Source organism: Bradyrhizobium sp. Tv2a-2, assembly GCF_000472425.1.
Lineage (GTDB): Bacteria > Pseudomonadota > Alphaproteobacteria > Rhizobiales > Xanthobacteraceae > Bradyrhizobium.
In genome coordinates, this window is the sequence record NZ_AXAI01000013.1 from 15,962 (window position 1) to 41,184 (window position 25,223).

22 protein-coding genes are annotated in these 25,223 nt (G+C 63.8%); 15 read left to right on the forward strand and 7 right to left on the reverse strand.

Annotated elements, in window-relative coordinates:
* Positions 1–11 precede the first annotated feature (11 nt).
* From A3AI_RS0125510 to A3AI_RS0125520, 3 genes are all read left to right on the forward strand, one after another.
* Positions 12–1,286 carry a cytochrome P450 gene (locus A3AI_RS0125510; RefSeq protein ID WP_024518310.1) on the forward strand — a complete coding sequence of 425 codons (1,275 nt, stop codon included), beginning with the start codon at positions 12–14 and terminating at the stop codon, positions 1,284–1,286.
* 204 nt (positions 1,287–1,490) lie between these two features.
* Positions 1,491–2,039 (forward strand): thiamine pyrophosphate-binding protein, encoded by a 549-nt coding sequence (locus tag A3AI_RS0125515; RefSeq protein WP_024518311.1) that lies wholly within the window; start codon positions 1,491–1,493, stop codon positions 2,037–2,039.
* Positions 2,039–2,629: a thiamine pyrophosphate-dependent enzyme gene (locus tag A3AI_RS0125520; protein ID WP_036049557.1), complete on the forward strand. Its 591-nt coding sequence runs from the start codon at positions 2,039–2,041 to the stop codon at positions 2,627–2,629. The genes A3AI_RS0125515 and A3AI_RS0125520 overlap by 1 nt, the downstream gene beginning before the upstream one ends.
* A 1-nt stretch (position 2,630) precedes the next feature.
* Here A3AI_RS0125520 and A3AI_RS0125525 read toward each other — a convergent pair whose 3' ends face one another.
* Positions 2,631–3,554, reverse strand: coding sequence for a LysR family transcriptional regulator (locus tag A3AI_RS0125525; protein WP_024518313.1), 924 nt, complete (start codon positions 3,552–3,554; stop codon positions 2,631–2,633).
* Positions 3,555–3,653: 99 nt separating this feature from the next.
* On the opposite strand from A3AI_RS0125525, the gene A3AI_RS0125530 reads away from it, so the two are divergent.
* From A3AI_RS0125530 to mdlC, 4 genes are all read left to right on the forward strand, one after another.
* Positions 3,654–4,829 carry an acyl-CoA dehydrogenase family protein gene (locus tag A3AI_RS0125530; RefSeq protein WP_036049560.1) on the forward strand — a complete coding sequence of 392 codons (1,176 nt, stop codon included), beginning with the start codon at positions 3,654–3,656 and terminating at the stop codon, positions 4,827–4,829.
* A gap of 9 nt (positions 4,830–4,838) precedes the next feature.
* Positions 4,839–5,966 carry a CaiB/BaiF CoA transferase family protein gene (locus tag A3AI_RS0125535; protein ID WP_024518315.1) on the forward strand — a complete coding sequence of 376 codons (1,128 nt, stop codon included), beginning with the start codon at positions 4,839–4,841 and terminating at the stop codon, positions 5,964–5,966.
* A complete protein-coding gene (locus A3AI_RS0125540) occupies positions 5,963–6,817 on the forward strand; it encodes an HTD2 family dehydratase (RefSeq protein WP_024518316.1) in 855 nt (284 codons plus the stop codon). The genes A3AI_RS0125535 and A3AI_RS0125540 overlap by 4 nt, the downstream gene beginning before the upstream one ends.
* Positions 6,818–6,930: 113 nt before the next feature.
* The gene (gene mdlC, locus A3AI_RS0125545; protein ID WP_024518317.1) at positions 6,931–8,550 is read left to right on the forward strand and encodes a benzoylformate decarboxylase; all 1,620 of its coding nucleotides are present in this window, start codon (positions 6,931–6,933) and stop codon (positions 8,548–8,550) included.
* Between the two features lie 200 nt (positions 8,551–8,750).
* Here mdlC and A3AI_RS0125550 read toward each other — a convergent pair whose 3' ends face one another.
* Together A3AI_RS0125550 and A3AI_RS48845 are read right to left on the reverse strand one after the other, a co-directional pair.
* A complete protein-coding gene (locus tag A3AI_RS0125550; protein ID WP_245286951.1) occupies positions 8,751–9,137 on the reverse strand; it encodes a helix-turn-helix domain-containing protein in 387 nt (128 codons plus the stop codon).
* Positions 9,138–9,581: 444 nt separating this feature from the next.
* Positions 9,582–9,737: a hypothetical protein gene (locus tag A3AI_RS48845; RefSeq protein ID WP_198030207.1), complete on the reverse strand. Its 156-nt coding sequence runs from the start codon at positions 9,735–9,737 to the stop codon at positions 9,582–9,584.
* A 226-nt stretch (positions 9,738–9,963) separates the two neighbouring features.
* Here A3AI_RS48845 and A3AI_RS0125560 point away from each other — a divergent pair, with 226 nt between their 5' ends.
* Positions 9,964–11,313 (forward strand): winged helix-turn-helix domain-containing protein, encoded by a 1,350-nt coding sequence (locus A3AI_RS0125560; RefSeq protein WP_024518319.1) that lies wholly within the window; start codon positions 9,964–9,966, stop codon positions 11,311–11,313.
* Between the two features lie 20 nt (positions 11,314–11,333).
* Here A3AI_RS0125560 and A3AI_RS0125565 read toward each other — a convergent pair whose 3' ends face one another.
* The 3 genes from A3AI_RS0125565 to trhA all read right to left on the reverse strand — a co-directional run bounded on the left by A3AI_RS0125565 (position 11,334) and on the right by trhA (position 13,437).
* A complete protein-coding gene (locus A3AI_RS0125565; protein ID WP_024518320.1) occupies positions 11,334–11,798 on the reverse strand; it encodes a GNAT family N-acetyltransferase in 465 nt (154 codons plus the stop codon).
* A gap of 122 nt (positions 11,799–11,920) precedes the next feature.
* Entirely contained in the window at positions 11,921–12,715 is a 795-nt protein-coding gene (locus tag A3AI_RS0125570) for an SDR family oxidoreductase (RefSeq protein WP_024518321.1), read from the reverse strand.
* A 26-nt stretch (positions 12,716–12,741) separates the two neighbouring features.
* A complete protein-coding gene (gene trhA / locus A3AI_RS0125575; protein WP_024518322.1) occupies positions 12,742–13,437 on the reverse strand; it encodes a PAQR family membrane homeostasis protein TrhA in 696 nt (231 codons plus the stop codon).
* A gap of 178 nt (positions 13,438–13,615) precedes the next feature.
* Here trhA and A3AI_RS0125580 point away from each other — a divergent pair, with 178 nt between their 5' ends.
* Both A3AI_RS0125580 and A3AI_RS0125585 read left to right on the forward strand, forming a co-directional pair.
* Positions 13,616–15,085 carry a YcjX family GTP-binding protein gene (locus A3AI_RS0125580; RefSeq protein WP_024518323.1) on the forward strand — a complete coding sequence of 490 codons (1,470 nt, stop codon included), beginning with the start codon at positions 13,616–13,618 and terminating at the stop codon, positions 15,083–15,085.
* Positions 15,082–16,110 carry a YcjF family protein gene (locus A3AI_RS0125585; protein ID WP_024518324.1) on the forward strand — a complete coding sequence of 343 codons (1,029 nt, stop codon included), beginning with the start codon at positions 15,082–15,084 and terminating at the stop codon, positions 16,108–16,110. The genes A3AI_RS0125580 and A3AI_RS0125585 overlap by 4 nt, the downstream gene beginning before the upstream one ends.
* A 121-nt stretch (positions 16,111–16,231) precedes the next feature.
* On the opposite strand, the gene A3AI_RS0125590 is transcribed toward A3AI_RS0125585, so the two are convergent.
* Complete coding sequence (locus tag A3AI_RS0125590; RefSeq protein ID WP_051382496.1) at positions 16,232–17,740, reverse strand: glycosyltransferase family 39 protein; 1,509 nt, start codon at positions 17,738–17,740, stop codon at positions 16,232–16,234.
* A gap of 249 nt (positions 17,741–17,989) precedes the next feature.
* On the opposite strand from A3AI_RS0125590, the gene A3AI_RS0125595 reads away from it, so the two are divergent.
* From A3AI_RS0125595 to putA, 5 genes are all read left to right on the forward strand, one after another.
* Complete coding sequence (locus A3AI_RS0125595) at positions 17,990–19,726, forward strand: adenylate/guanylate cyclase domain-containing protein (protein ID WP_024518326.1); 1,737 nt, start codon at positions 17,990–17,992, stop codon at positions 19,724–19,726.
* Between the two features lie 145 nt (positions 19,727–19,871).
* Positions 19,872–21,071 (forward strand): SorA family sulfite dehydrogenase catalytic subunit, encoded by a 1,200-nt coding sequence (gene sorA, locus A3AI_RS0125600; protein ID WP_024518327.1) that lies wholly within the window; start codon positions 19,872–19,874, stop codon positions 21,069–21,071.
* A gap of 12 nt (positions 21,072–21,083) precedes the next feature.
* A complete protein-coding gene (gene sorB, locus A3AI_RS0125605; RefSeq protein WP_024518328.1) occupies positions 21,084–21,392 on the forward strand; it encodes a SorB family sulfite dehydrogenase c-type cytochrome subunit in 309 nt (102 codons plus the stop codon).
* A gap of 343 nt (positions 21,393–21,735) precedes the next feature.
* Positions 21,736–21,936, forward strand: coding sequence for a cold-shock protein (locus tag A3AI_RS0125610; protein WP_024518329.1), 201 nt, complete (start codon positions 21,736–21,738; stop codon positions 21,934–21,936).
* Between the two features lie 195 nt (positions 21,937–22,131).
* Positions 22,132–25,221 carry a bifunctional proline dehydrogenase/L-glutamate gamma-semialdehyde dehydrogenase PutA gene (putA, locus tag A3AI_RS0125615; protein ID WP_024518330.1) on the forward strand — a complete coding sequence of 1,030 codons (3,090 nt, stop codon included), beginning with the start codon at positions 22,132–22,134 and terminating at the stop codon, positions 25,219–25,221.
* Positions 25,222–25,223 lie beyond the last annotated feature (2 nt).

The following is a 25,223-nucleotide window of genomic DNA, read 5'->3' on the forward strand; positions in this document are numbered from 1 at the left end:
GGATATCGAGAATGAACGTCCAGGCTCCCGTCAAGGCCGATATGGCCGAGCGCCTGCGCCTCGCGCGGCGAGAGGCCTATGCCACACCGCTGAAGGATTTCCATCCCGGCGCTCCGCGACTGTTCCGTGACGACACGCTGTGGCCGTGGTTCGAGCGACTGCGCAAGGAGGAGCCGGTGCATTACTGCACCAATGCGCCGATCGAGCCCTATTGGTCCGTGGTGAAATACAACGACATCATGCACGTCGACACCAATCATGGCATCTTCTCCTCCGATGCAAGGCTTGGCGGCATTTCGATCAAGGACAACCCGCCCGGCTATGACTGGCCGAGCTTCATCGCGATGGACCAGCCCAGGCACGCCGAGCAACGCAAGACGGTGTCGCCGATGTTCACGCCGACGCATCTCGACGAGCTTGCGGTCCTGATCCGCCAGCGCTCGGCCAAGGTGCTGGACAGCCTGCCGCGCAACGAGACCTTCAATTTCGTCGAGAAGGTCTCGATTGAGCTCACCACGCAGATGCTGGCGACGCTGTTCGATTTCCCTTTCGAGGAACGGCGCAAGCTGACCCGCTGGTCGGACGTGTCGACCGCGCTGCCCAAGAGCGGCATCGTGGAGTCGCGGGAGCAGCGCCGCCGGGAAATGGACGAGTGTCGCGAATATTTCGCGCGTCTGTGGAATGAGCGCATCAATAGCGAGCCGCGCAACGATCTCCTGTCGATGATGGCCCACAGCGAGGCCACGCGGCACATGGACCCGGACAATCTGATGGGCAACATCATCCTGCTCGTCGTCGGTGGCAACGATACCACCCGCAACACCATGAGCGGCTCGGTGCTCGCGCTGAACGAGAATCCGGGCGAGTACGACAAGCTGCGTGCCAATCCCAAGCTGATCGATTCCATGGTACCGGAGGTGATCCGCTGGCAGACGCCGCTCGCCCATATGCGGCGCACCGCGCTGGAAGACACCGAGCTCGGCGGCAAGACAATCAGGAAGGGCGACCGCGTCGTGATGTGGTACGTCTCGGGCAACCGCGACGAGGACGCGATCGACCGTCCTGACGAATTCATCATCGACCGGCCGCGGCCGCGCACGCATCTGTCGTTCGGCTTCGGCATCCACCGCTGCGTCGGCATGCGGCTCGCCGAGCTGCAGCTGCGCATCGTCTGGGAAGAGATCCTAAAGCGCTTCGAGCGTATCGAGGTGGTCGGCGAGCCGAGGCGGCTCTATTCCAGCTTCGTGCGCGGCATCGAATATCTGCCGGTGCGCATTCCCGGCTGAGGCGGAGCACCTTCTTCGTCTCTCCAATCGGGAGCGGTCGGATCGCATCGATGGATGCGATCCGGGTAAGGTGTCAGGGTCCCTCGCGAGGGCACCGCCCCTATAAAATTCCGGCATGGCAGCCTGAACCAGATAAGAAGGGCAATGCGCCGCCTTTTCGCCTAAAGCCTTGGGGCATACACGACCGAGAGTCCCGAGGAGACGATGGCAGTTTCGACAGCAGACGACGTGACCAGCCGCGACTGGCCGCTCGACATCTATCATTCACTGAAAACGGCCGGCGTCTCGCAGCTTTGCTACGTGCCCGACGCCGGCCATTCCCGCCTGATCCAGCTGTCGCACGCCGATCGCGACATCAAGACCACGGTGCTGACCACCGAGGAGGAAGGCGTCGCACTGGCCGCCGGCGCCTGGCTCGGAGGCGACCGCGCGGTGCTGTTGATGCAGTCGAGCGGCGTCGGCAATTGCATCAACATGCTATCGCTGCTCGCAAGCTGCCGCCTGCCCTTCCTCACCTTCGTGACCATGCGCGGCGAATGGGCCGAGTTCAATCCCTGGCAGATCCCCATGGGCAAGGCGACGCAACAGGCGCTGGAAATCATGGGCGTCACGGTGTTCCGGCTCGAGAAGCCTGATGACGCAGCCGAGCTCGCCTCCGCCGCGGCGTCGCTCGCCTTCGATAGCGATCAGCAGATCGCGGTCCTGATCTCGCAACGCATGATCGGCCGCAAGAAGTGGACGGAGACGAAGTGATGCAAAAGAATTTCGGTTCGCTCGATCGCCGCGAGGCGGTGAAGATGCTGCTTGCCGACCGCGGCGATCTGCTTGTGATCAGCGGCCTCGGCTCATCGTCCTATGACTTGTTCGACGCCGGCGAGAACGCAGGCAATTTCTATCTCTGGGGCGCCATGGGCGGCGCCGCCATGGTCGGCCTCGGGCTGGCATTGGCGCAGCCGAAGCGGCCTGTCGCGGTCGTCACCGGGGATGGCGAGCAGCTGATGGGGCTCGGCAGCCTCCTGACCGTGGCCGCCAAGAAGCCCGGCAATCTCTCGATCGTCGTGCTCGACAACGGCCATTTCGGCGAGACCGGTATGCAGCAGAGCCATTCCGGCCTGGGTGCCCGGCTAGAGGTGATCGCGGGCGGCGCCGGCTTCCACTCGGTCACGGAGATCGGCGATCTCGAAAGCATCGCAGCGTTCCGCCGCAAGATGCGGAATTTCGACGGCCCGCATTTTGCGCGCATCCACATCAGCTCCGACCATGTCCCGCGTGCCTTGCCGCCGCGTGACGGCGTGTTCCTGAAGAACCGTTTTCGTGAGCATCTTGGGTTTGCGGTGACCTGATTCAGGCGAGCTTGATGTCCCACGTTCCTTCATTGCGACAGGCGGCCGTCTCGTTGCGCAACAGCGCGGTGACGGCGGCGATCGCGGCGGAGCCGGGATGGTCGATTGGAGACGCGATGATCAACTCGCGCATCGGGCCGTCCTTGGCAATGGACGCGATCTCGAGCTTGCCGGCTTGGACCTCGTCGCGCACCGAGGAAGGCGGCAACAGTGCAAAGCCGAGCCCTTCCTCGACGAGGCTCGTGAGCACTCGGAACGAATCCGCTTCCACCTGGATATCGAGCTTGACCTTCTTCTGCGCCGCCGCGTGTTCGATCAGCGTCCGAAGGCCGTGGGAATGACTGGGCAGCACCAGCTTCTGGCGCAACAGCCAGTCCATCTCGACCCGCTTCTTGCGCGAGAGCCCCGAGCCACGCCGGCCGACTGCCACCACCGCATCCCGCCCGAGATTTTGCACCGAGAGGTGCAGATCGGCGGACGGACCGTAGATCACGGCCAGGTCCATCTCGCCACGGTGCAGCCATTCGATCAGGTGGCCGCTGTAGCTTTCGACGATGCACAAGGAAATTCCGGGGTAGCTTTCCACCGTCCGGCGCGCCAGCCGCGCCGAGAGCACGCAGCTCACGGTCGGAACCAGACCCAGCACCACCCGTCCGCTCGGCGCGCCCGCATGGGATTGGATATCGTCGCGGATCTGGTCGATCTGGCGGACGATACCGGAGGTGCGCGCGAGCAGCAGCCTGCCGGCCTCGGTCAGCACCATGCCCCTGCCGTTCCGGGTGAACAGCTCTGCGCGCAGCTCATGCTCCAGAAGCTTGATCTGGCGGCTGAGCGCAGGCTGCGCTATCCGCAAGGTGTCGGAAGCCTTGGAGAGGCTGCCGAGCTCGGCCACGCAACTGAAGGTCTTGAGCTGGCGGAAATCCATACTTGCCAATCTTGGAATGCTACTTCATAGGCTATAACAATTCAGCATAGGGAGCTCGCGGCGGTTTCTCAAATCAAAAGCCCGTCGCCATCGATCAAAATGATCCAGGAACAAGCACACGAACAGGACGAACACGCCGAGATCCGCGATGCGGTGGCAAAGCTTTGCGCGCAATATCCCGGCGAATATTGGCGCAAGCTCGATCGCGAGATGGCCTACCCGTCGGCCTTTGTCGATGCGCTGACGCAGGCTGGCTATCTCTCGGTGCTGATCCCCGAGGAATATGGCGGCGCGGGTCTGAAGCTGTCCGCGGCCGCGGCGATCCTGGAGGAGGTCCAGCGCGCGGGCTGCAATGGCGGCGGCTGCCACGCCCAGATGTACACCATGGGCACGGTGCTGCGGCACGGCAATGCCGAGCAGAAGGCAAAATGGTTGCCGAAGATCGCGAGCGGCGAACTGCGCTTGCAGGCCTTCGGCGTCACCGAGCCGACCAGCGGCACCGACACCTCCTCGCTGAAGACGTTTGCACGGCGCGAAGGCAATGACAGCTATATCGTCAACGGCCAGAAGATCTGGACCAGCCGCGCCGAATATTCCGACCTGATGATCCTGCTCGCGCGCACCACGCCGAAGGAGCAGGCGAGGAAACGCACCGACGGGCTCTCAGTGTTCATCGTCGACATGCGGGAGGCAAAGAAGGCCGGGCTCTCGATCCGTCCGATCCGCACCATGATGAACCACTCCACCACGGAAGTGTTCTTCACTGACATGCGGGTGCCCGCGGAGAATTTGATCGGCGAGGAAGGCAAGGGTTTTCGCTACATCCTTTCCGGCATGAATGCCGAGCGCATCCTCATCGCGGCCGAATGCATCGGCGACGCCAAATGGTTCATCGCGAAGGCGACCAATTACGCCAAGGAGCGCGCGGTGTTCGGCCGTCCGATCGGCCAAAACCAAGGCATCCAGTTCCCGATTGCGAAGGCCTACGCCTCGATGCGCGCGGCGGAATTGATGGTGAAGGAAGCCACGCGCAAATATGAGGCCGGGCTCGATTGCGGCGCCGAGGCCAACATGGCCAAGATGCTCGCGGCCGACGCCTCCTGGGAAGCGGCCAACGCCTGCATCCAGACCCATGGCGGCTTCGGCTTTGCCGAGGAATACGACGTCGAGCGCAAATTCCGCGAGACCCGGCTCTACCAGGTGGCGCCGATCTCCACCAACCTGATCCTGTCCTATGTCGCCGAGCATGTGCTCGGCATGCCCCGCTCCTATTGAGGCACGACCATGCTGCCGCTTGAGGGAATCAAGGTCATATCAGTCGAACAGGCGGTCGCCGCCCCTTTCTGCTCCTCGCGTCTCGCCGACGCCGGCGCTGAAGTGATCAAGATCGAGCGCCCCGAGGGCGATTTTGCCCGCGGCTATGACGCCGCCGCCAAGGGCCAGAGCAGCTATTTCGTCTGGCTCAACCGCGGCAAGGAGTCGGCGGTGGTCGATCTCGCGACCAAGGAAGGACGCGCCGAGCTCGAGGCGCTGATCGCGAGCGCCGATGTGCTGCTGCAGAATTTGAAGCCGGGCGCGATGGACAAGCTCGGCTTTTCGCTGGAGCGGCTGCGCAAGGACTATCCGAAGCTGATCTGCTGCACCATTACCGGCTATGGCGACACCGGGCCTTATGCGCATCGCAAGGCCTACGATCTCCTGATCCAGGCCGAGAGCGGGCTTGCCTCCATCACCGGCGGTCCGGAGAGCGCGTCGCGCGTCGGGCTCTCGATCGTCGATATCGCGACCGGCGCCACCGCGCATGCATCGATCCTCGAAGCCCTGATCGGGCGCGGCCGCACCGGACAAGGCGCCGACATCAGGATTTCGATGTTCGACGTGATGGCCGACTGGCTCACGGTGCCTCTGCTCAACTCGGAGGCCGGCAATCCGCCCAAGCGCATGGGCCTCGCCCATCCCTCGATCGCGCCTTACGGCGTGTTCCGTTCCAGCGACGGCAAGGAAATTCTCATCTCGATCCAGAGCGAGCGCGAGTGGAAGAAGCTCTGCGCCGAAGTGCTGGACAAGCCCGAGCTGCCGAACGATCCGCGCTTTGCCAATATGGTCGAGCGTGTGCGCAACCGCGTCCTCACCGACAAGACCGTCGGCGACATCTTTGCGACGCTCACGCGCGACCAGTTGCTCAAGCGCCTGGCGGATTCCGATATCGCCTTTGCCGAGGTCAACACCATGGCCGACCTCACCGTGCACCCGCATTTGCGCCGCATCGAGGTCGAGACGCCGAACGGCGTCGTGGCCTATCCGGCGCCAGCCGCGATCTTTGTCGGCGAGGCGCGGCACTACGGCGCGGTGCCCGCGATCGGCGAAAGCAAGGCGACTTCAAAAGCTCCCGCACGGGCCAAATCGTCATGACCGAAAAGCTCGACCTCGATCATTTGCGGCAATGGATCGGCCGCACCCAGGAAGCCACCGACATCGTCACCGCGCAGCTCGTGAAAGGTCTGCGCGCGACGCTGTTTCAGGAGGTCGGCGAGCCGAAGACCGGCGATGCCGCGCCCTTCACGGCACATTGGTGCCTGGCGCAGCCGGTGTTTCCGATGGCGATGCTCGGCCCCGACGGCCATCCGACCCGCGGCGGCTTCCTGCCGCCGGTGCCGCTGCCGCGGCGCATGTGGGCCGGCGGCGAGATCGAATTTCTCGACGCCTTGCGCGTCGGCGATGAGTCGACGCGCACATCGCGGATATCGGATGTGACGATGAAGACCGGCTCGACTGGGCAGCTCTGCTTCGTCTCCGTCGAACACACCGTCACCTCTTCGCGCGGCGTTGCCATCCGCGAGCGCCAGGACATTGTCTATCGCGAAATGGGTGGCACACCGGCCGCGGCGCCGGCCAAGCCCACGCCTCCGCCGCCGGCGGCACAGCATCGCGAGACTCACGTCTCCGATCCGGTGCTGCTGTTCCGCTATTCGGCGCTGACCTTCAATGGCCACCGCATCCACTACGACCGCGATTATGTCACCAAGGTGGAGGGCTATCCCGGGCTGATCTTCCATGGCCCGCTGCAGGCGGCGTTCATAGTCGAGATGGCGGCAAAGCTGCGCGGCGGCAAGCCGCCGAAGACATTCACCTATCGCGGCGTGCAGCCGCTGTTCGAGGGCGGCGAGTTCTCCATCAACGCCAACGACAAGGGCGCGAGCATGGAGCTGTGGACCGCGAATGATGCGGGCCAGCCCACGATGAAGGGGACGGCGGTGTGGTAGTGTGGCCTTCGTCATTCCGGGGCGATGCGAAGCATCGAACCCGGAATCTCGAGATTCCGGGTTCGGTCCTGAGGACCGCCCCGGAATGACGTCCCCCGGAGGATAAAGAAGCGATGCCCCCGAAAAACGCCACCTCCCTCACCGTCAAGCAGGCCACTCTCGAGCTCTTGCGCAGCTTCGGCATCAAAAAAGTCTTCGGCAACCCCGGCTCGACCGAATTGCCGTTCCTCAGCGACTGGCCCGACGACATCGATTATGTGCTCGCGCTGCAGGAAGCCTCCGCCGTCGGTATGGCTGACGGCTATGCCCAGGCGACGCGCAATGCCGGCTTCGTCAACCTGCATTCGGCGGCCGGCGTCGGCAATGCACTTGGCAACATCTATACTGCCCATCGCAACCAGACCCCGCTCGTGATCACAGCGGGCCAGCAGGCGCGCTCGATCCTGCCGCTGCAGGCCTTCCTCTATGCCGAGCGCGCGTCGGAATTTCCGCGGCCTTATGTCAAATTCAGCGTCGAGCCGGCCCGCGCCGAGGATGTTCCGGCCGCGATCGCGCGGGCCTATCATATGGCGATGCAGCCACCCTGCGGGCCGACCTTCGTCTCGATTCCGATCGACGACTGGACGCATCAGGCGCAACCGCTGCAGGCACGCCAGGTGAGCCGCGAGCTCGGGCCCGCGCCGGAAGCCATGCGTACCCTCGCCGCGGCGCTGGAAAAAAGCGAGCGTCCGGCTTTCGTCGTCGGTCCTGCTGTCGATCGCGCCGCGGCCGTCGAGCTGATGGTGCGGGTGGCGGAGAAGGCAAAAGCGTCGGTCTGGGTCAGCCCGTTCTCGGCGCGCTGCTCCTTTCCCGAACGCCATCCGCAGTTTTCGGGTTTCCTGCCCGCTTCCCCCGGTCAACTGTCGGAAACGCTACGTAGCTACGACCTCGTGGTCGTGATCGGCGCACCGGTCTTCACCTTCCATGTCGAGGGCCACGCCTCGATCTTCGACGGCGCGACCACGCTGTTCCAGATCACCGACGATCCTGATGCCGCCGCGGTAACACCGGTCGGCAACAGCATCGTGGCCACCACGAAGCCCGCGCTCGCTATGCTGCTCGAGCTGCTCGGCGAGACCAAGCGCGCGACGCCTGCGGGTCGCCAATTGCCGCCGCCGCCTGCGGCCGCCGATCCAATCCCCGTTGCATTCCTGCTGCACACGATCTCCACCGCAATGGGCGAGAAAGCCGCACTTGTCGAGGAAGTGCCCTCACACCGCCCGATCATGCACCAGTTCATGCCAATGCCCGGCGCGGACAGTTTTTACACCATGGCAAGCGGCGGGTTGGGCTTCAGCCTGCCCGCCTCGGTCGGCATGGCACTCGGCTGGCCCGACCGGCGCACCGTCTGCCTGATCGGCGACGGCTCGGCGATGTACTCGATCCAGGCGCTGTGGACCGCCGCGCAGCGCAAGCTGCCGCTGACCGTGGTTGTGATCAATAATGCGGGCTACGGCGCGATGCGCTCGTTCAGCCAGGTGATGCAGGTGCGGAACGTCCCCGGCCTCGACCTGCCCGGCATCGATTTCGTCAAGATCGCCGAAGGCCAGGGCTGCCACGCAGTGCGCGTGAGTAAAGCGGCCGAACTGGCGCCGGCGCTGAAGCACGCGCTGGCGCATGACGGCGCCAGCCTGGTTGAGGTGATCGTGGATTCTGCCGTGCCGCTGCTCTACGCGCAGCGAGGACGGACGTGAGGCACGGACGTAAGGCTCTGCTGCCCTCGCCACGCCCGGCGAGCCACGGCGATCCATGCCGGTAGCCCCGGCGGCTCGAGATCTGACGGGATCGGCGAGCTAAAGCATGATCCGGAAAAGTGTGTAGCGGTTTTCCGAAAAGATCATGCTCGATCAAAGAGCTAAAGCGCGATGACGCTTCAACCAAATCTCATCGCGCTTTAGATTCGCCCGAAGCTCTTGCCGTGAAAGGCGCCCGTCATGTGCTCTTCGGCTTTCGCCTTCTCGAGCAGCAAGTCCATCACGATTCGCCGCAGCCGCTCGTTCTCGGCCCGCACGTCGTTGATCCCCTTTTCATCCGCGATGTCGCTCTGACTGGCCGATCCGCCGACAAGAACGTTTGTCTCGATCCCCACCGGATCATGATCATGCTTTGCACGATAGAGCTTACGCCAACGATGATAAGTCATCACACTTACGCCGAGCTCTTTGCAGGCCTCGGCTTGCGTCTGACCGCGTGCCATCAACTGCTGCGCGTGGCGTAGCTTGGTTCCGATTTCTTCTTCTGAATGACGCTTCATGGGTGTTTTCCGTTCGGATAACGGCAACCCCCACCCCGTTACGAATGAAATGGCTTCCTTAACATTGCATTCGATAGTTGCCGTTCGCGTTGAGCCTCTGAGTGATGTCAGCCACATTTGTAGGACAACTACACATTTATCGATTTTGAATGTGAAAGCTTATCCCATCTTACAATTTAGTCACAATCCCGAGGCAGCGAATACCGATCAGAATCGCGTTCTGGTTGTATCCTTTGCGCGATTGACAACACGCGTTTTTGCGATTCGAGCGGCTCAAGCATCATGCTTGCGGTCACATTGTCGTGCGAAGCCACCGGCGGATAATGCGGGCATCCTACGACATCTTGGATGGCTCCCTTTCCGGTAGAGTCGACGTCAAGGGAACCCATGGCTTCATAAAGCAGGGCGGAAGCGAGACCGCTGCGCCGTAACGATCGATAGCGCCAGCCTCAAACCAACGTCCCGATCCGATCAGAAAAATCCGGTGCTTAAATCGAGGCCATAGGCTTCAATGGCGAATAACGAGATGACTAAACCGAGACCGGAAAAGACGAGGATCCCTTCGAGAGACTCAATATCAACCGGAGCTCCGGTCACGCGGGAAATTGCACGAGCGAGCGTAGCCATCGGAACCTCCAGAATCGGGAGCAGGTCAGCTCTTAAATCGACTAGCGGGCGGCGCGCGCAGGCGGCACGTTCGCCCCAATGAATCAGCACCGCCGAGCATGCCCGGAAGCGGCCTCGGGCGCCTTCAGGACTCCTTATTTTGTGCTTACGAAGCCCTTGATTTTCATTTTGCGAAGCTACTCAAGCGCCGTCCGAGCTGACCGTTCCAAGCGACGGGAGCATAGATTTGCTTTATGTTTTTGATGATTACCTGCTGGACACCGACAGGTGCGAGCTGCGCCATGGCTCGAGCTCGGTTGCCATCGAACCGCAAGCCTTCGACTTGCTTCAGTATCTCATCCGTCACCGAGAGCGCGTGGTCAGCCGGGACGAGTTGATCGAGTCGATTTGGGCCGGGCGCCTTGTATCCGAATCGGCGCTGAGCACGCGCATCAATGCCGTACGAAGTGCCATCGGCGACAGCGGAACCCGGCAACGCCTGATCAAAACCCTGCCGCGCCGGGGTATCCGCTTCGTCGGCGACGTCCGCGAGGAACGGCAGGCGGCGGAGGAGCCGCCTTCTGGCGCACCGGAAAGCCGCGCCGTCGAGACCAGGAAACTGGACGAGACCGACAGGCAGTCGGACTGGCAAGCGCCTGAGGGCCGTTCGGGGACGTTGCCACAACTGATGGCTTCCCCTTCCAAACCGCCGCGCCGTTTTTTCCCGCGATTAACTGTGGGCGTCTTTGCGGCAGTCAGCCTGGCATGTGTCGGCGTATTGACGTGGAGCTATCTCGCGCGGTCCGCGCAATCGGAACGCACCAGAGCGAATATCCAGACCGCGGCGAAGCTCACGCACATCTCCGAACAGATCAACATGGTTTCACGCGAGGACTATGAATCCGTCCGCGCGCTCCAGCAATGGGCGGTTGACCTCGACCCTCACAACGCCACGGCTCTTGCCCGCCTGACCTCTGCAATCGTGACCGGCGTGCTGAATCATTGGTCGGATGATGTTGTCGCCGACCTTCATACCGCCGATCTTGCGCTGCAGGACGCCATCCGTATTGCCCCAGACAGCATGGTTGTGCACGGCGCCCAATGTCACATCCTTCGCGCGATGCGGCAGTTCGAGGCCGCCATCAAACTATGCAGCGAAGTCGCCCAGAGGTTTCCAAACCACCCATTTCCTCACAAGGAGATCGGATACAACAAGCTCATGCTGGGTCGGCTCGATGAAGCTCTGGCCGAATTCCGCGAGGCCGACCGCCTGGCACCGGATTCGCGGATGCGCTGGACCTGGAATCAGGGAATGGGGCTTGTCTATCTCATGCGAGGGCAGGATCAGGACGCACTTGAGCGGTTGTCGCGCGCGGCGCTCGAGGCGCCCAATGCCGGACACACGGCAGCCTACCTGGCTTCGGCATACGCCTTGGTCGGTCGCGAGCAGGAGGCACGTGACGCGCTGGACCATTACTTGAAGGTGTGGCCGAACACGTCGCTGAACAATTTCGGGCCGATGGTCGGAACGGCCGCATTCAACAGCCAGATGAAACGCGTGCTGGAAGGCTTGCACCTCGCAGGACTGCCCGACTGAGATTCAGTTCAGCGAAGCGGTCAAAGAAGTCCGCGATAGATGCCCGGCTGCGACCCCTCGATCGCGACAGCACCAACGGACTTTGCGTAGAACTCGGCGGGGCCCACGCCGCCGATGATGGCGTAGCCAAAGCCCTGCTGTCGCATGGCTTCGAGACAGGCGAGCAGCAGCGCCGCGCCAATTCCCTTGCCTCGTGCATTCGGGTCGACGCCGGTCGGGCCGAAAAAGTTCCGGCATGTCGCGTCATGGCATGCAAAGCCAAGCAAACGCTTGTGCTGGATGGCAATGAAGCAAGATACGGGCTGACGTGCAAAGGCCACGTCGGTTTCGCTGGCCCATGCTTCGCTGAAATGGCCTCGTACCCAGTCGAGAACCTTGTGTTTCTCGGGAGGCAAGGCGCGGCGGATTGATATTCCATCAGCGGCCAGGCGGCTCATCGTGTCATCGGAAGCCGGCAGGTCATACAGCTTCACCAGCATATCCATGCGGCCCAGTTCCCCTCGTCGACAAACGGCAAAATCAACCTGCATTCGAAGCTTCAGGCCGGTGCGCCGGTTCTCCCGATGGAAGCTTCCGCATTCCTGATAAAGCGAGATGCCCCAGAGTGCTACTTCCCGAACTCTTCCCGCATCTTGGCCTGGATCTTGGCCATACCGCCGATCCAGCGGTCGTAATTCTCGGTCTTCTTGCGCATATAGCCGAGCACCTGCGGGTGCGGCAGGATCAGGAATGTCTCCTGCTCGATACCGGCGAGCGCGTCGCGCGCGACCTGCTCCGGTGAGAGGTCGCCATCGCCGGATTGCGGGCCCTTTGGAATTGAGCGCAGCATGTTGGTATCGACGCCCTGCGGGCAGAGGATCGAGACCTTGATGCCGTCGGCGCGGTGGGAGATCGCGAGATTTTCGGCAAAGCCCACCGCCGCATGCTTGGTAGCGGAGTAAGCGGGACTGCCGACTTGCGACAACAGACCGGCGGCCGAAATCGTGTTGAGGAAATAGCCGCCGCCGCGGGCCTTGTAACGCGGGATCAGATGCCGCGCGGCATAGACATGGGCCATCACATGGATCGCCCAGCTCCGGGCAAACGGCTCGTCGGAGGTGCCGCCGGCATTCACCGACATCGGATCGAAGCCGCCGCCGATGCCGGCATTGGAGCAGAACAGCGCGATCGGGCCGAACTGCCGCTCGGTCTCATCGATGACGTGCAGCACGTTCTTTTCTTGCGCGACGTCGCATTTGAAGGCCGCGCCGTTGATGGGGCCGGCCACGTCGCGAGCGCTGTGCACGTCGAGATCGGCGACGATGACCCTGGCAGCACCGGCGCCATGGAAGACCTCGCACAGTGCCTTGCCGATCCCGTTGCCGCCGCCGGTGACAACCACGACTTTGCCGGTCACCTGCATCGCGCGCACTCCCGTAGTCAAAATCGTCAGTTCAGAACCAGGTCGAGCACTGCGGTGTAGTGGCAGGCCGCACCCAGCAGTACGAAACCATGCCAGATCGCGTTCTGGAAGCGCAACCTTCGCCAGGCGTGAAAGATCACGCCAAAGCTATAGAGCGCGCCCCCCGCAAGCACGAACCACAGCGCAATACTCGGCAGTGCCTCGACGACGCAATCATAGAGCATGACGCCGCTCCAGCCCAAGGCCAGATAGAGCCCGACCGACAAACGGTCAAAGCGGCCGGGCCATCCGAGTTTCAGCACAATGCCAAATATCGCAACGCACCAGACGCCGACCAGGAGCGCCACCGAGAAGAAGGTTGCCGGCAGCTCCATGATGAACGGCGTGTAGGTGGCTGCAATCAGCACATAGATCGCCGAATGGTCGAAGCGCCGCAGCATCCATTTGGCGCGCGACACCGGCCAGAGATTATAGGTCGCCGACAGCACCAGCATGGTGAGGAGCCCCGCGACATAGATCGAGACGCCCAGAATGTCGAGCGGCGTAGCATAGACGGCGGTGAGCACCACCAGCGTCGTGGCAGCGACCAGCCCGAAGATGATGCCGGTGGCATGAACGATGCCGTCCGCGATCAGTTCCGCGCGGTCATAATCCCAGCCGACAACGCCCACAGCCGCGTGGACGGAGGTCGAGGCCAGCTGCTTCAACTTGAAGATGGTCATGGCTTAAGTCCGGGAATCCTCTGCATCTGCCGCCATTATGGGTCCGGCATAGTCAATGAAGGGTTCAAACCTCATAACCGCAACACCCCGACCAAAATGTGAAGCTTGATTTCGGCCATGCAATGGCCACCTTTGCTGGCGACGCCCGCCAGTTCCACCTCAATTTTCCAAAGACCTGATGGCCTTCAGCCTTTCTGAAATCGTCGAGGAAGCGCGCCTCTCGGCGCGGGCGCTGCTCGACTATGGCGAATATTTTTTCAACCCCACGGTCCGCCTCGGCGTCACCGGCCTGTCGCGCGCCGGCAAGACGGTGTTCATCACCGCGCTGATCCACGGGCTCACGCGCGGCGGGCGTTTTCCGGTATTCGAGGCCTATGCCTCGGGCCGGATCGCCCGCGCCCAACTGGCGCCGCAGCCGGACGACGCGGTGCCGCGCTTTGCCTATGAGAGCCATTTGCGCACACTGATCGAGGAACGGCATTGGCCCAACTCCACGGTCGACATCAGCGAACTGCGGCTTGTCATCGACTACCAGCGGCAAAATAGCGCAGACCGGACCTTGACGCTGGATATTGTGGACTACCCCGGCGAGTGGCTGCTGGATTTGCCACTGCTCAGCAAGAATTTTGAGCAATGGGCGCAGGAGAGCCTGGCGTTGTCGCGCGAGAAACCGCGGGCGCCGCTCGCAGCCAGCTGGCACGCGCAGCTTGCGACGCTCGATCCGCGGGGGAAGGAAGACGAGCAGGCGACGCTGGCCGCGGCAAAGCTCTTCACCGACTATTTACGTGCCTGCCGCGACGAGCGCTTTGCCATGAGCCTGCTGCCGCCCGGCCGCTTCCTGATGCCGGGCAATCTCGCGGGCTCGCCGGCACTGACCTTCGCGCCGCTCGATGTACCCATTGGCGAAAGCGCGCCGGAAGGTTCGCTCTGGGCCATGATGGTGCGCCGCTACGAGGCCTACAAGGACGTCGTGGTGCGGCCCTTCTTCCGCGACCATTTTGCCAGGCTCGACCGCCAGATCGTGCTGGTCGATGCGCTCTCCGCGTTCAATTCCGGGCCCGAAGCGCTGCATGATCTCGAGGCGGCGCTCGCCGGCATCCTCGACTGCTTCCGCGTCGGCCGCTCCACGATCCTGAGCACGCTGTTCCGGCCACGGATCGACCGCATCCTGTTCGCCGCCACCAAGGCCGATCACTTGCATCATGCGAGCCACGACCGGCTGGAAGCGATTCTTCGGCGCGCGGTCGGAGGGGCTGTGGCGAAAGCGGAAAACACCGGCGCCTTGATCGACGTCGTCGCGCTGGCCGCGGTGCGCGCCACCCGCGAAGCCATGGTCGCGCGCGGCCGCGACAAGTTGCCCTCCATCCTCGGCACGCCGCTGCCGGGCGAAACCGACGGCGGCGAGACCTTTGACGGCAACACGGAGGTCGCCACCTTTCCCGGCGACCTGCCGGCCGACCCCGAGGTGCTGTTCAACGGCGAAGGCGCATTCCGCGGGCTGTCCAGCGCCGCGGCCGAAGCGACCGATTTCCGCTTCCTGCGCTTTCGTCCGCCCCCGCTGGAGCATGACGGCAACAACGCACCTGCTCTGCCTCACATCCGCCTTGACCGGGCGCTGCAGTTCCTGATCGGAGACCGGCTGCAATGAGCGAGCGCCCCCCACCTCGCAAGCCCCAAACTTTCCGACTCGACGACCCTGGCGTGGTCGTGATCGATGCCGAGGATGCGTCGCGGACGCTTCGTGGCACAATTCAGATCACGCCCGAGGCGGACCCGGCGCAGCTGCCGGTACCGGTCGAGACGCCTGTCCTGGCACGGCGCGGCTTCCGCTGGGGCGCGGTGTTCTGGGGCGGAATCGCGGGGCTCGTGTTGCTCGGCCTCGGCCTTGGCGTTACCCAGCTGATCGAAAATCTGTTCACGCGCAGCGAAAGCCTCGGCATTCTCGGTCTTGCTTTTGCATTCGCCGCAGCACTTGGGCTCGGCGTCGTCACGGCGCGCGAGGTGCTCGGGCTGATGCGGCTTGCGACCATCGAAAAGCTGCACGCGCGAGCCGCAAGCGTGCTCCTCAGCGATGACCGCACGGAGAGCCGCAGCATCGTGGCCGAGCTCGTGAAGATCGCTCATCAGAACCCGCAGCTGGCCCGCGCGCGGCTGACGCTGCAGGGCCATGTCGACGACATCATCGACGGCGCCGACATGATCCGCCTGGCCGAGCGCGAATTGATGGCACCGCTGGATGCCGAGGCACGCCGCCTTGTGTCGCAGGCTGCGCAGCGCGTGTCGATCGTCACAGCCGTCAGCCCGCGTGCGGTCGTCGACGTGCTGTTCGTGTTCGTGGCCTCGCTGCGGCTGATCCGGCAATTGGCGCGGCTCTATGGCGGGCGGCCCGGCGCGCTCGGCTTGATCCGCCTGCTGCGCCACGTCATCGCGCATCTTGCGATCACCGGGGGGCTGGCCGCCAGCGACAGCCTGGTGCAGCAGATGCTCGGCCATGGCATCGCGGCAAAGCTCTCGCAGCGGCTTGGCGAAGGCGTGCTCAACGGGCTGCTCACCGCGCGTCTCGGACTTGCGGCGATCGAAGTCACTCGGCCGTTGCCGTTCACCGCGCTGCCTCAGCCGGCGCTGGCCGACCTCGCCAAGGATCTCCTGCGCAAGCGTGAGGATGAGGCGTGAGCGCGGTCCGCCCGCTATCCATTTAGTTGCGGATGGGTAGAGCCGTTGAGCCACCGAATTTGGATGGATCGCTGTAGCCGGGACGGCAAAGCCGCCGTGGGACGGCTGGCTCCGCGTTAGGTCAAGCCGCCTCGCGCAGCCCAACATCCCCCGCCAGCACGCGCCACTGAAACAAGGGCGAATCCGCCGGCGGGTTGAGCTCGGGGGTCCATCCCTCGAGCTTTTCCAGTGAATAGGTATCCATCACGCCGCCGCGCCAGACGCGGTTCACGCGCTCCAGCGGCTCGCGCCTGGCTGGAATGACGCTCCAGAGCGCCGAGTGGTTATCGGGCTCGCGCGCAACATAGAGACCAGTGTGCCCCTTGATCTTGTCCATGCCCGGATCGGCAAAACCCAGGAAGCGGCCGCGCTCGTTGATCTGGACCACCGGCGTGTTCGTATCCCTGAAATACCAGCGCATCATCGCATAGGTGCGGTAGTCCGTGGTCGCGATCCAGGTTGCACCGGTCTTGGCGAGTTGCGCCTGTACGCGTGCCGCGACCTGCTCATAGCCGGCCTCGCCGCCGATCGGATCGGCGTTGCCGAAGAAATTCCACGGGCTCGCCACCGAATAGAGAAACACCAGCGCAACCGTGATGATGCCCGACACCACCGCCGTCTTCGCCCACCAGACGGTCGACCTGATCATCCAGGCCGGCCAGCGCTCGCGCGGCAACATCGCCACGTTGATCGCGGCCGCGGCGAAACCGAGCGGCCACATGAACATCGGCCAGGTATCGCCGACCCGAAGCGACAGCGATTTCCAGAGGAAATAGAGGAAGGGAACGAGCACCGCAGTCGAAAGCAGGATCGCCACCGGCTCGCGGCCGAGATAGCCGCGCCGCGCGGTCAGGATCAGGCCGGACAGCACGACCGGCAGCACCACGAAGCCGACCAGCCCGAATTGCAGTCCGATATAGTCGCCGACGGTGCGCAGTGAGATCTCGTGGGTCGCGGTCGCCCGCACCAGCTGGAAGCGGAACGAGGCCCAGTCATGCTGCGCGTTCCAGATCAGCACGGGCGAGAACACGATGAGCGCAATCAGCGCGGCCGCATATGGATACGGGCTCTTCAGCCAGCGCATGCGCCAGTCCGGCACCAGCATAAAGGCGATGACCGCGGGCACGAACATCACTACCGTGAATTTCGACAACAGCGACAGGCCGCCGAACAGCCCCGCGGCCAGCCACCACCGCGGGTTGCCGCTTTCGGCGAGCCGCACCAGCGACCACATCATGGCCACCGAAAACGGGATCACCGCAACGTCCGGCGCAACCTTCGCCGTCAACAGCCCGTAATAGACCGCGGCCTCCGGCAGCAGCAGGGCGAGCACGACGACGCGGACATCGCGCGTCACCCGCCTTGCGATATCGGCGAGGAGACACTGCGTCACCAGCATCCCGAGGATGCCGGCGAACCTGACCCCGAACAGCGTATCGCCGAAGATCGTCGTTCCCAGCCGGATGAACCATGAGAGCATCGGCGGATGATCGAGGAAACACAGCACGTTCTCCTTCGACCAGGTCCAGTAATAGGCCTCGTCGGTGCGCAAATCGATCAGAGAGGCATAGGCGATGCGCAACGCCGTCATCGCGGCGATCACGATGATGGCGAGGATGAGGGGCCGGCGGGCGGAATGATCCGCTTTGGCGCGGGCGAATTCGGGCAGGATCGTTGTCACTGCGCGCTTTTCCACGACGGAGGCGGAGGTGTCAACGTGCCGGACAGCCTTTTGCCGCACCGAATTATCCGTCCGTCAACTTGCCGTAATGACCCATCGAACGGTATTCACTGGCGGGAATAAACCCCGTCAAATCCGGGTCATCATTCGGTGGATCACATGACCATCCTCGACCGCGAAAGAGCCCAGGAGCTGCTGCGCAGCATCAGCGTGCGGCAGGTCAGGCTCGTGTGCGGACTGGTGCTGTTCGGCTATGTGACCAGCCATTTCCTCAATCACGCGCTCGGCAACATCTCGGTCGGGGCGATGCAGATCGGCGTCGTCTATCACACCGCCTTCTGGCAGTTCCTGCCCGTCGCCATCATCTTCTATGCCGCGGCTTTCACGCACACCGGACTCGGCATCTGGGCCCTCTACCAGCGCCGTGAATTCCGCTGGCGGGCGATCGAGCCCTTGCAGCTCGCGCTGGGCTTAAGCATTCCGCTGCTGGTCATGTTCCACATCATCGGCGTGCGGCTGGGCCAGACCCTGTTCGACCATGAGAAGCTCTATCCGCAGGAGCTCTACGCCTTCTGGGTCGCCCGGCCCGAGCGCGCGCTGCAGATCTCGATCGTGCTGCTCGTGGCCTGGGTTCATGGTTGCATCGGCCTGCATTTCTGGCTGCGCCTGAAGGCGTTCTATCGGCGCGCCGCGCCGTACCTGCTGGCGGTGGCGGTGCTGGTGCCGACGCTGGCGCTGCTCGGCCTCTACCAGGGCGGACGCGAGGTGATCGCTGCAAGCCGCGACACCGAATGGCACACGCTCAACCTGTCCGAGCGGCAGATCGGCACGCAGGCCCAGCAGGAGACGCTGGATCGGATCATCGATTATTCGCTTATGTTCTATCTCGGCCTGCTCGGCGCGGCGCTGCTGGCGCGGGGCCTGCGCGAATTGCACGAGCGGCGCGGCGGCATGATCAATTTGTCCTACGGCAACGGCAAGACGGTGCGCGTGCCCAAGGGCTTGAGCGTGCTGGAAGCGAGCCTGCGCCACAACGTGCCGCATGCGAGCGTCTGCGGCGGCCGCGCCCGCTGCTCGACCTGCCGCATCCGCGTGATCGGCGATCACAGCGCGTTGCCGGAGCCCTCGCAGCGCGAAGCCTTCGTGCTCAACCGCGTCGGCAGCGGCGACCCGTCGATCCGGCTCGCCTGCCAGCTGCGCCCGACCGGCGATCTCTCCTTCTTCCAGCTGTTCACGCCGAGCACGGCCTCGGCCAGTGCCCATGCCAGCCAACCTGCACGGATCGGCCAGGAGCGCTATCTCGTCAGCCTGTTCGTGGACATGCGCGGCTCGACCCAGCTCGCCGAGAAGCGGCTGCCCTTCGACACCGTCTTCATCGTCAACCGCTTCCTCGCGGCCGTCTCGCAGGCCGTGATCAGTTGCGGCGGACAGCCAAACCAGTTCGTCGGCGACGGCATGCTGGCGCTGTTCGGGCTCGCGAGCGCGGCGGAAGACGCTTGCCATGGCGCGCTGCGCGCCGCCGGCATGATCGCGACCAATGTCGCCGAGCTCAACGAGTTCCTGTCGCACGATCTGCGCGAGCCGATCCGCTTCGGCATCGGCATCCATGGCGGCGAGGTCATCGTCGGAGACATCGGCTATCGCGACCACATGGTGTTCACCGCGCTGGGCGACGCGGTCAATGTCGCGGCGCGCCTGCAGGACATGACCAAGATCCTCGCCTGCGAGGTGATCGTCTCCGAGGAGGTTTGCGCATCGGCGCAGATCGCATCCGACGATCCCCCGCGGCGGGAGGTAACGATCCGCGGCCGCGACGAGCCGATGATGGTGCGTGTCGTGGCGGACGCGAAGGTGTTGGCTGCGTTGGCCGAGCCGCGGGAGGTGGTCGCCGCCTGAGCGCATTCAATCAACCACGCTGCAGCGCACCGCACCCGATCGTGCCAAAGCATGAATTGACTTGCGGGCTCCCCAACGCGAAACATGGCGCGCCGGTGATGACCGGTGACGTCAAATCAAATTGCTTCGGAGGAAGCGAAATAAAATGCTCGACAGACGAGAACTGATCAAACGCGCCGGCATGGCCGCGATTGCCACCGGTCTTGGCCCGGCAAGCGCCTTCGCGCTCGACACGGTCACCCTGCCCTTAGCCAATGGCGAACGGCCGCTGGTGAAATATCCGCAGAAGCGGCCGATGATCGGCCTGACCAGCCGCCCGCCTCAGCTCGAGACGCCGTTCTCGATTTTCAACGACGGTCCGATCACGCCCAACAACGCCTTCTTCGTGCGCTACCACCTCGCCGACGTGCCGCTCGATATCGATCCCGACAAATTCACCCTACAAGTCAAGGGCAAGGTCGACAAGCCGCTCAATCTTTCGCTCAAGGAGATCAGGAAACTGAAGGCCGTTGACCTCGTCGCCGTCAATCAATGCTCCGGCAACAGCCGCGGCTTCTTCGAGCCACGGGTTGCGGGCGGACAACTCGCCAATGGCGCCATGGGCAATGCGCGCTGGCACGGTGTGCCGCTGAAGGCGGTGCTCGACATGGCGGGCGTCCAGCAGGGCGCGAAGCAGATCACGCTGAACGGGATGGACGGACCCGTCAGCGACAAGACACCGGATTTCGTCAAGGCGCTCGACATCGATCATGCCCGCGACGGCGAGGTGATGCTGGCCTACGGCATGAACGGCGACGACCTGCCGGTGCTCAACGGCTTCCCGTTGCGACTGATCGTGCCCGGCTATTACGGCACCTATTGGGTCAAGCATCTCAACGAGATCACGGTCATCGACAACGAGTTCGACGGCTTCTGGATGAAGAGCGCCTACCGCATCCCGAACACGGATTGCGCCTGTGTCGAGCCGGGCACGGCGCCAAAGGCGACCATCCCGATCAACCGTTTCAACGTTCGATCCTTCATCACCAGCATTGCGGACGGTGCGAGGCTGAAGGCCGGACGCACGACGCTGAAGGGCATCGCCTTCGACGGCGGCAAGGGCATCAAGGACGTTGCGGTCTCGATCGATGGCGGCGCGAGTTGGACATCGGCGAGGCTCGGCCACGACCTCGGCAAATATTCTTTCCGCGAATGGACCCTGCCCGTGAAGCTTGCGGCGGGGCGCCATGAGTTGAAAGTCCGCGCCACCAGCAATGGCGGCGAAACCCAGCCGATGGAGCCGCGCTGGAATCCGGCCGGCTACATGCGCAATGTCGTCGAAACCGTGCGCGTCACGGTAGCCTGAGGGAGCATGAACATGATGCGTTCCATTCTCTCTCTGCTCGCGCTCTGCGCGCTCGGCTTCGTCGCGGCCACGGCGGCGCCAATCTCCTACAGGCTTCCGGAGGAAACCGCGGCGTTCAGGCCGGGGCCCAATCTGGACGTTGTGAAGAACAACTGCACCGGCTGCCACTCTGCCGACTACATCGAGACCCAGCCACGCAACGTGAAATCGAAGAAGGATTTCTGGCAGGCCGAAGTCACCAAGATGATCAAGGTCTACGGCGCGCCGATCGACGATGCCGATGTCGGCAACATCGTCGATTATCTCGCCGCAACCTATTGAAGAGCAGGCTCGTTCAAGAGCAAGAGCAGGCTTGCTCAAGAGCAGGCTTGGCCCAGCCAGCTGGGGTCCTCACTCCCGCGGCCGTCGACGGCGGCCCTGGCCGGGAGCACCGGCCGCACAAGCACACTGACCCGCGCAAGACGTCGCGGGTCGGCCTGGAGATTGATCGAGAAACAGGCAAATTGGTCAAATGTGCCGCGATATCGGACGTTTCCAGTGAAATTCCCGCCGTTGTTTGAGCTACCATCGAAACAATAACCAGCGTATCCTTGCATTGCCGGACACAACGGTCGGCGGGGACCGCTTGTTCGTTTGAATTTTTTTGATCCCGTGGAGACGAGTAATGGCTAAAGGTACGGTCAAGTGGTTCAACCCCACCAAGGGCTATGGATTTATCCAGCCTTCGAGCGGTGGGAAGGACGTGTTTGTTCATATCTCGGCGGTGCAAAAGGCCGGATTGACGACCCTCAATGAAGGACAAACCATCGAATACGAAGAGATCGCCAATCGCGGCAAGAGCTCGGCCGAGAACCTGAAGGTTTAGGTTCGGCCGCCGCGCGAGCCCTCGCGCGGAGAAATCTATTTTCCAAGCACTTTACAATCGGCGGGAGCGGGGTTGCGCTCCTGCGCGAAACAGTCTTTTTCGTCCTGAAGCCGGTCAAAGCGTTTTCGAGCGAAGTGGATACCGGTTCGCGTAAAGAAAACTTATCGAACAAAAAGCGCTAAACTGCTGGCGCCCATGACCGATTCCATTCCCCTTGCACCTTTCGCCCCGGCCTATGCGCCGGACGACACTGCCCTTGCCGCCAAACTCCTTGAAACCGCCCGCCTCTCCCCCGAGCAGGAAAACCACATCGACCACCTTGCCACGCGCCTGATCGAGGCGGTCAGGGCCAGGGACGACCGGCTCGGCGGCGTCGAGGACCTGCTGCGCGAGTTTGCGCTCTCGACCAAGGAGGGGCTGGCACTGATGGTGCTGGCCGAAGCCCTGCTGCGGGTGCCGGATGCGCGGACCGCCGACCAGTTCATCGAGGACAAGCTCGGTGAGGGCGACTTCGTTCATCACGAGACCAAGTCCAGCGCATTCCTGGTCAATGCCTCGGCCTGGGCCCTCGGCATGTCCGCCCGCGTCATCCAGCCCGGCGAAACCCCGCAGGGCACCATCGGGCGGCTGGCCAAACGGCTCGGCCTGCCGGCCGTGCGAGCCGCCACGCGCCAGGCGATGCGGCTGATGGGCAGCCATTTCGTGCTTGGCGAAACCATCGAGGCGGCGCTCGCCCGGGCACACCCCCGTTCGGCGCAACCGGCGCGCTACTCCTTCGACATGCTGGGCGAAGGCGCGCGCACCGCTCTCGATGCCGAGCGCTATTTCAGATCCTATGCGAGCGCGATCGATGCGATCGGCCGCACCGCGCCCAACCGCCACCTGCCCGACCGGCCCGGTATCTCGGTCAAACTGTCAGCACTGCATCCGCGCTTCGAGGCGATAAGCCGCGAGCGCGTGATGACGGAGCTGGTGCCGCAGCTGATCGAGCTGGCCCGCCAGGCCAAGGCGTTCGACCTGAATTTCACCATTGATGCCGAGGAAGCGGACCGGCTTGAATTGTCGCTCGACGTGATCGCGGCGACCTTTGCCGATCCCTCGCTCGCCGGTTGGGACGGTTTCGGGCTCGCGATCCAGGCCTATCAGAAGCGCGCGTCCGCCGTGATCGATTATGTCGATGCCCTGGCGCGCGGCCTCAAGCGTCGGATGATGGTGCGCCTGGTCAAGGGCGCCTATTGGGACACCGAGATCAAGCGCACGCAGGAGCGCGGGCTTGCCGGCTATCCGGTCTTCACCCGCAAGGCGATGACCGACATCAACTACGTCGCCTGCGCGCGGCAATTGCTCGCCTTGCGGCCACGCCTGTTTCCGCAATTCGCCACCCACAACGCGCTGACGGTTGCGACCGTGCTCGAGCTCGCCGGAGATGTCAGCGATTTCGAATTCCAGCGCCTGCACGGCATGGGCGAGGCGCTTTATGAGCGGCTGCGGGGCGACCGTCCTGATATCGCCTACCGCACTTACGCACCGGTCGGCAGCCACCGCGACCTGCTCGCCTATCTGGTCCGGCGGCTGCTCGAGAACGGCGCCAACTCCTCCTTCGTGGCGCTCGCCGCCGACAATGCGATCCCGATCGCCGCGCTGCTCAAGCGCCCCGCCGACACCATCGGTAGTCCCGACAAGGCGCGGCATCCAAATATCCCGTTGCCGCGCGATCTGCTGCTGCCACAGCGAACGAACTCGGGCGGAATCGAATTCGGCGAGCGCGAGGCCCTGCAAGGCTTGCTGGCGGCAATCGGTGCCGAGACCAAGGCCGTGACAGCCGCGTCCCTGATCGACGGCAAGGCCGCGAGCGGGATGGCGCGCTCCCTTGTCAGCCCGATCGATCTCAGAACAGTCGTCGGCACCGTGGTCGATGCTTCACCCGAACAGGTGGACCAGGCAGTCATCGCCGCCCGCACCGGCTTTGCGCGCTGGAGCGAAACGCGTGCGAATGCCCGCGCGACCATCCTGGAGAAGGCGGCGGACCTGTTGGAAAGCCGAGCGGCGCACTTCATAGCGCTGTTGCAGCGCGAGGGCGGCAAGACGCTTGACGACGCATTGTCGGAGCTGCGCGAGGCCGCCGATTTCTGCCGCTATTATGCCGGCCAGGGCCGAAAGCTGTTCGGCGAGTCCGAGGCGATGCCCGGGCCGACCGGCGAGAGCAACACGCTGGTTTTGCGCGGCCGCGGGGCCTTTGTCGCGATCTCGCCCTGGAATTTCCCGCTCGCGATCTTCATCGGCCAGATCAGCGCCGCGCTGATGGCCGGCAACAGCGTGCTGGCAAAGCCCGCCGAGCAGACGCCGCTGGTCGCCATGGAAGCGGTCAGGCTGCTGCACGAAGCAGGCGTTCCCTTGTCTGCCCTGCACCTCGTGCTTGGCGACGGCGCGGTCGGCGCAAGGCTCGTGGCGCATCCTGCCATCGCAGGCGTCGTCTTCACCGGCTCGACCGAGGTCGCCCGCGCCATCAACCGGACACTCGCCGCCAAGGACGGCCCGATCGTACCCCTGATTGCCGAGACCGGCGGCATCAATGCCATGATCGCGGACGCAACCGCGCTGCCCGAGCAGGTCGCCGATGATGTCGTCATGTCCGCCTTCCGCTCTGCCGGCCAGCGCTGCTCGGCGCTGCGGTTGTTGTTCGTGCAGGAGGAAGTCGCCGACCGCATGATCGAGATGATCGCGGGCGCGGCGCGAGAGCTCAAGCTCGGCGACGTCCGCGATGTCGCAACCCATGTCGGACCGGTGATCGATGCGGAAGCCAAGCTGCGACTGGATGCACATATCGCTCGGATGAAGACAAACGCGCGCGTGCATCTTGCAGGCACCGCCCCGCCAGGCAATTACGTCGCGCCGCATATTTTCGAGCTGACAGACGCAAGCAAGTTGACCGAGGAAGTGTTCGGACCGATTCTGCATGTGGTGCGCTACAGCGCCGACCGGCTCGGCGCCGTGCTGCAATCCATTCGCGGCAGCGGCTACGGACTGACGCTCGGCATCCATTCGCGCATCGACGACATGGTCGAGATGGTGATCGACGCGCTTGCCGTCGGCAACATCTATGTCAACCGCAACATGATCGGTGCGGTGGTCGGCATCCAGCCATTCGGCGGCTTCGGCCTGTCGGGCACCGGTCCCAAGGCCGGCGGGCCGCATTACCTCGCACGCTTTGCGACCGAGCAGACAGTGACCATCAACACCGCGGCCGCCGGCGGCAATGCCGCGCTGCTCTCGGGCGAGGAGTAACC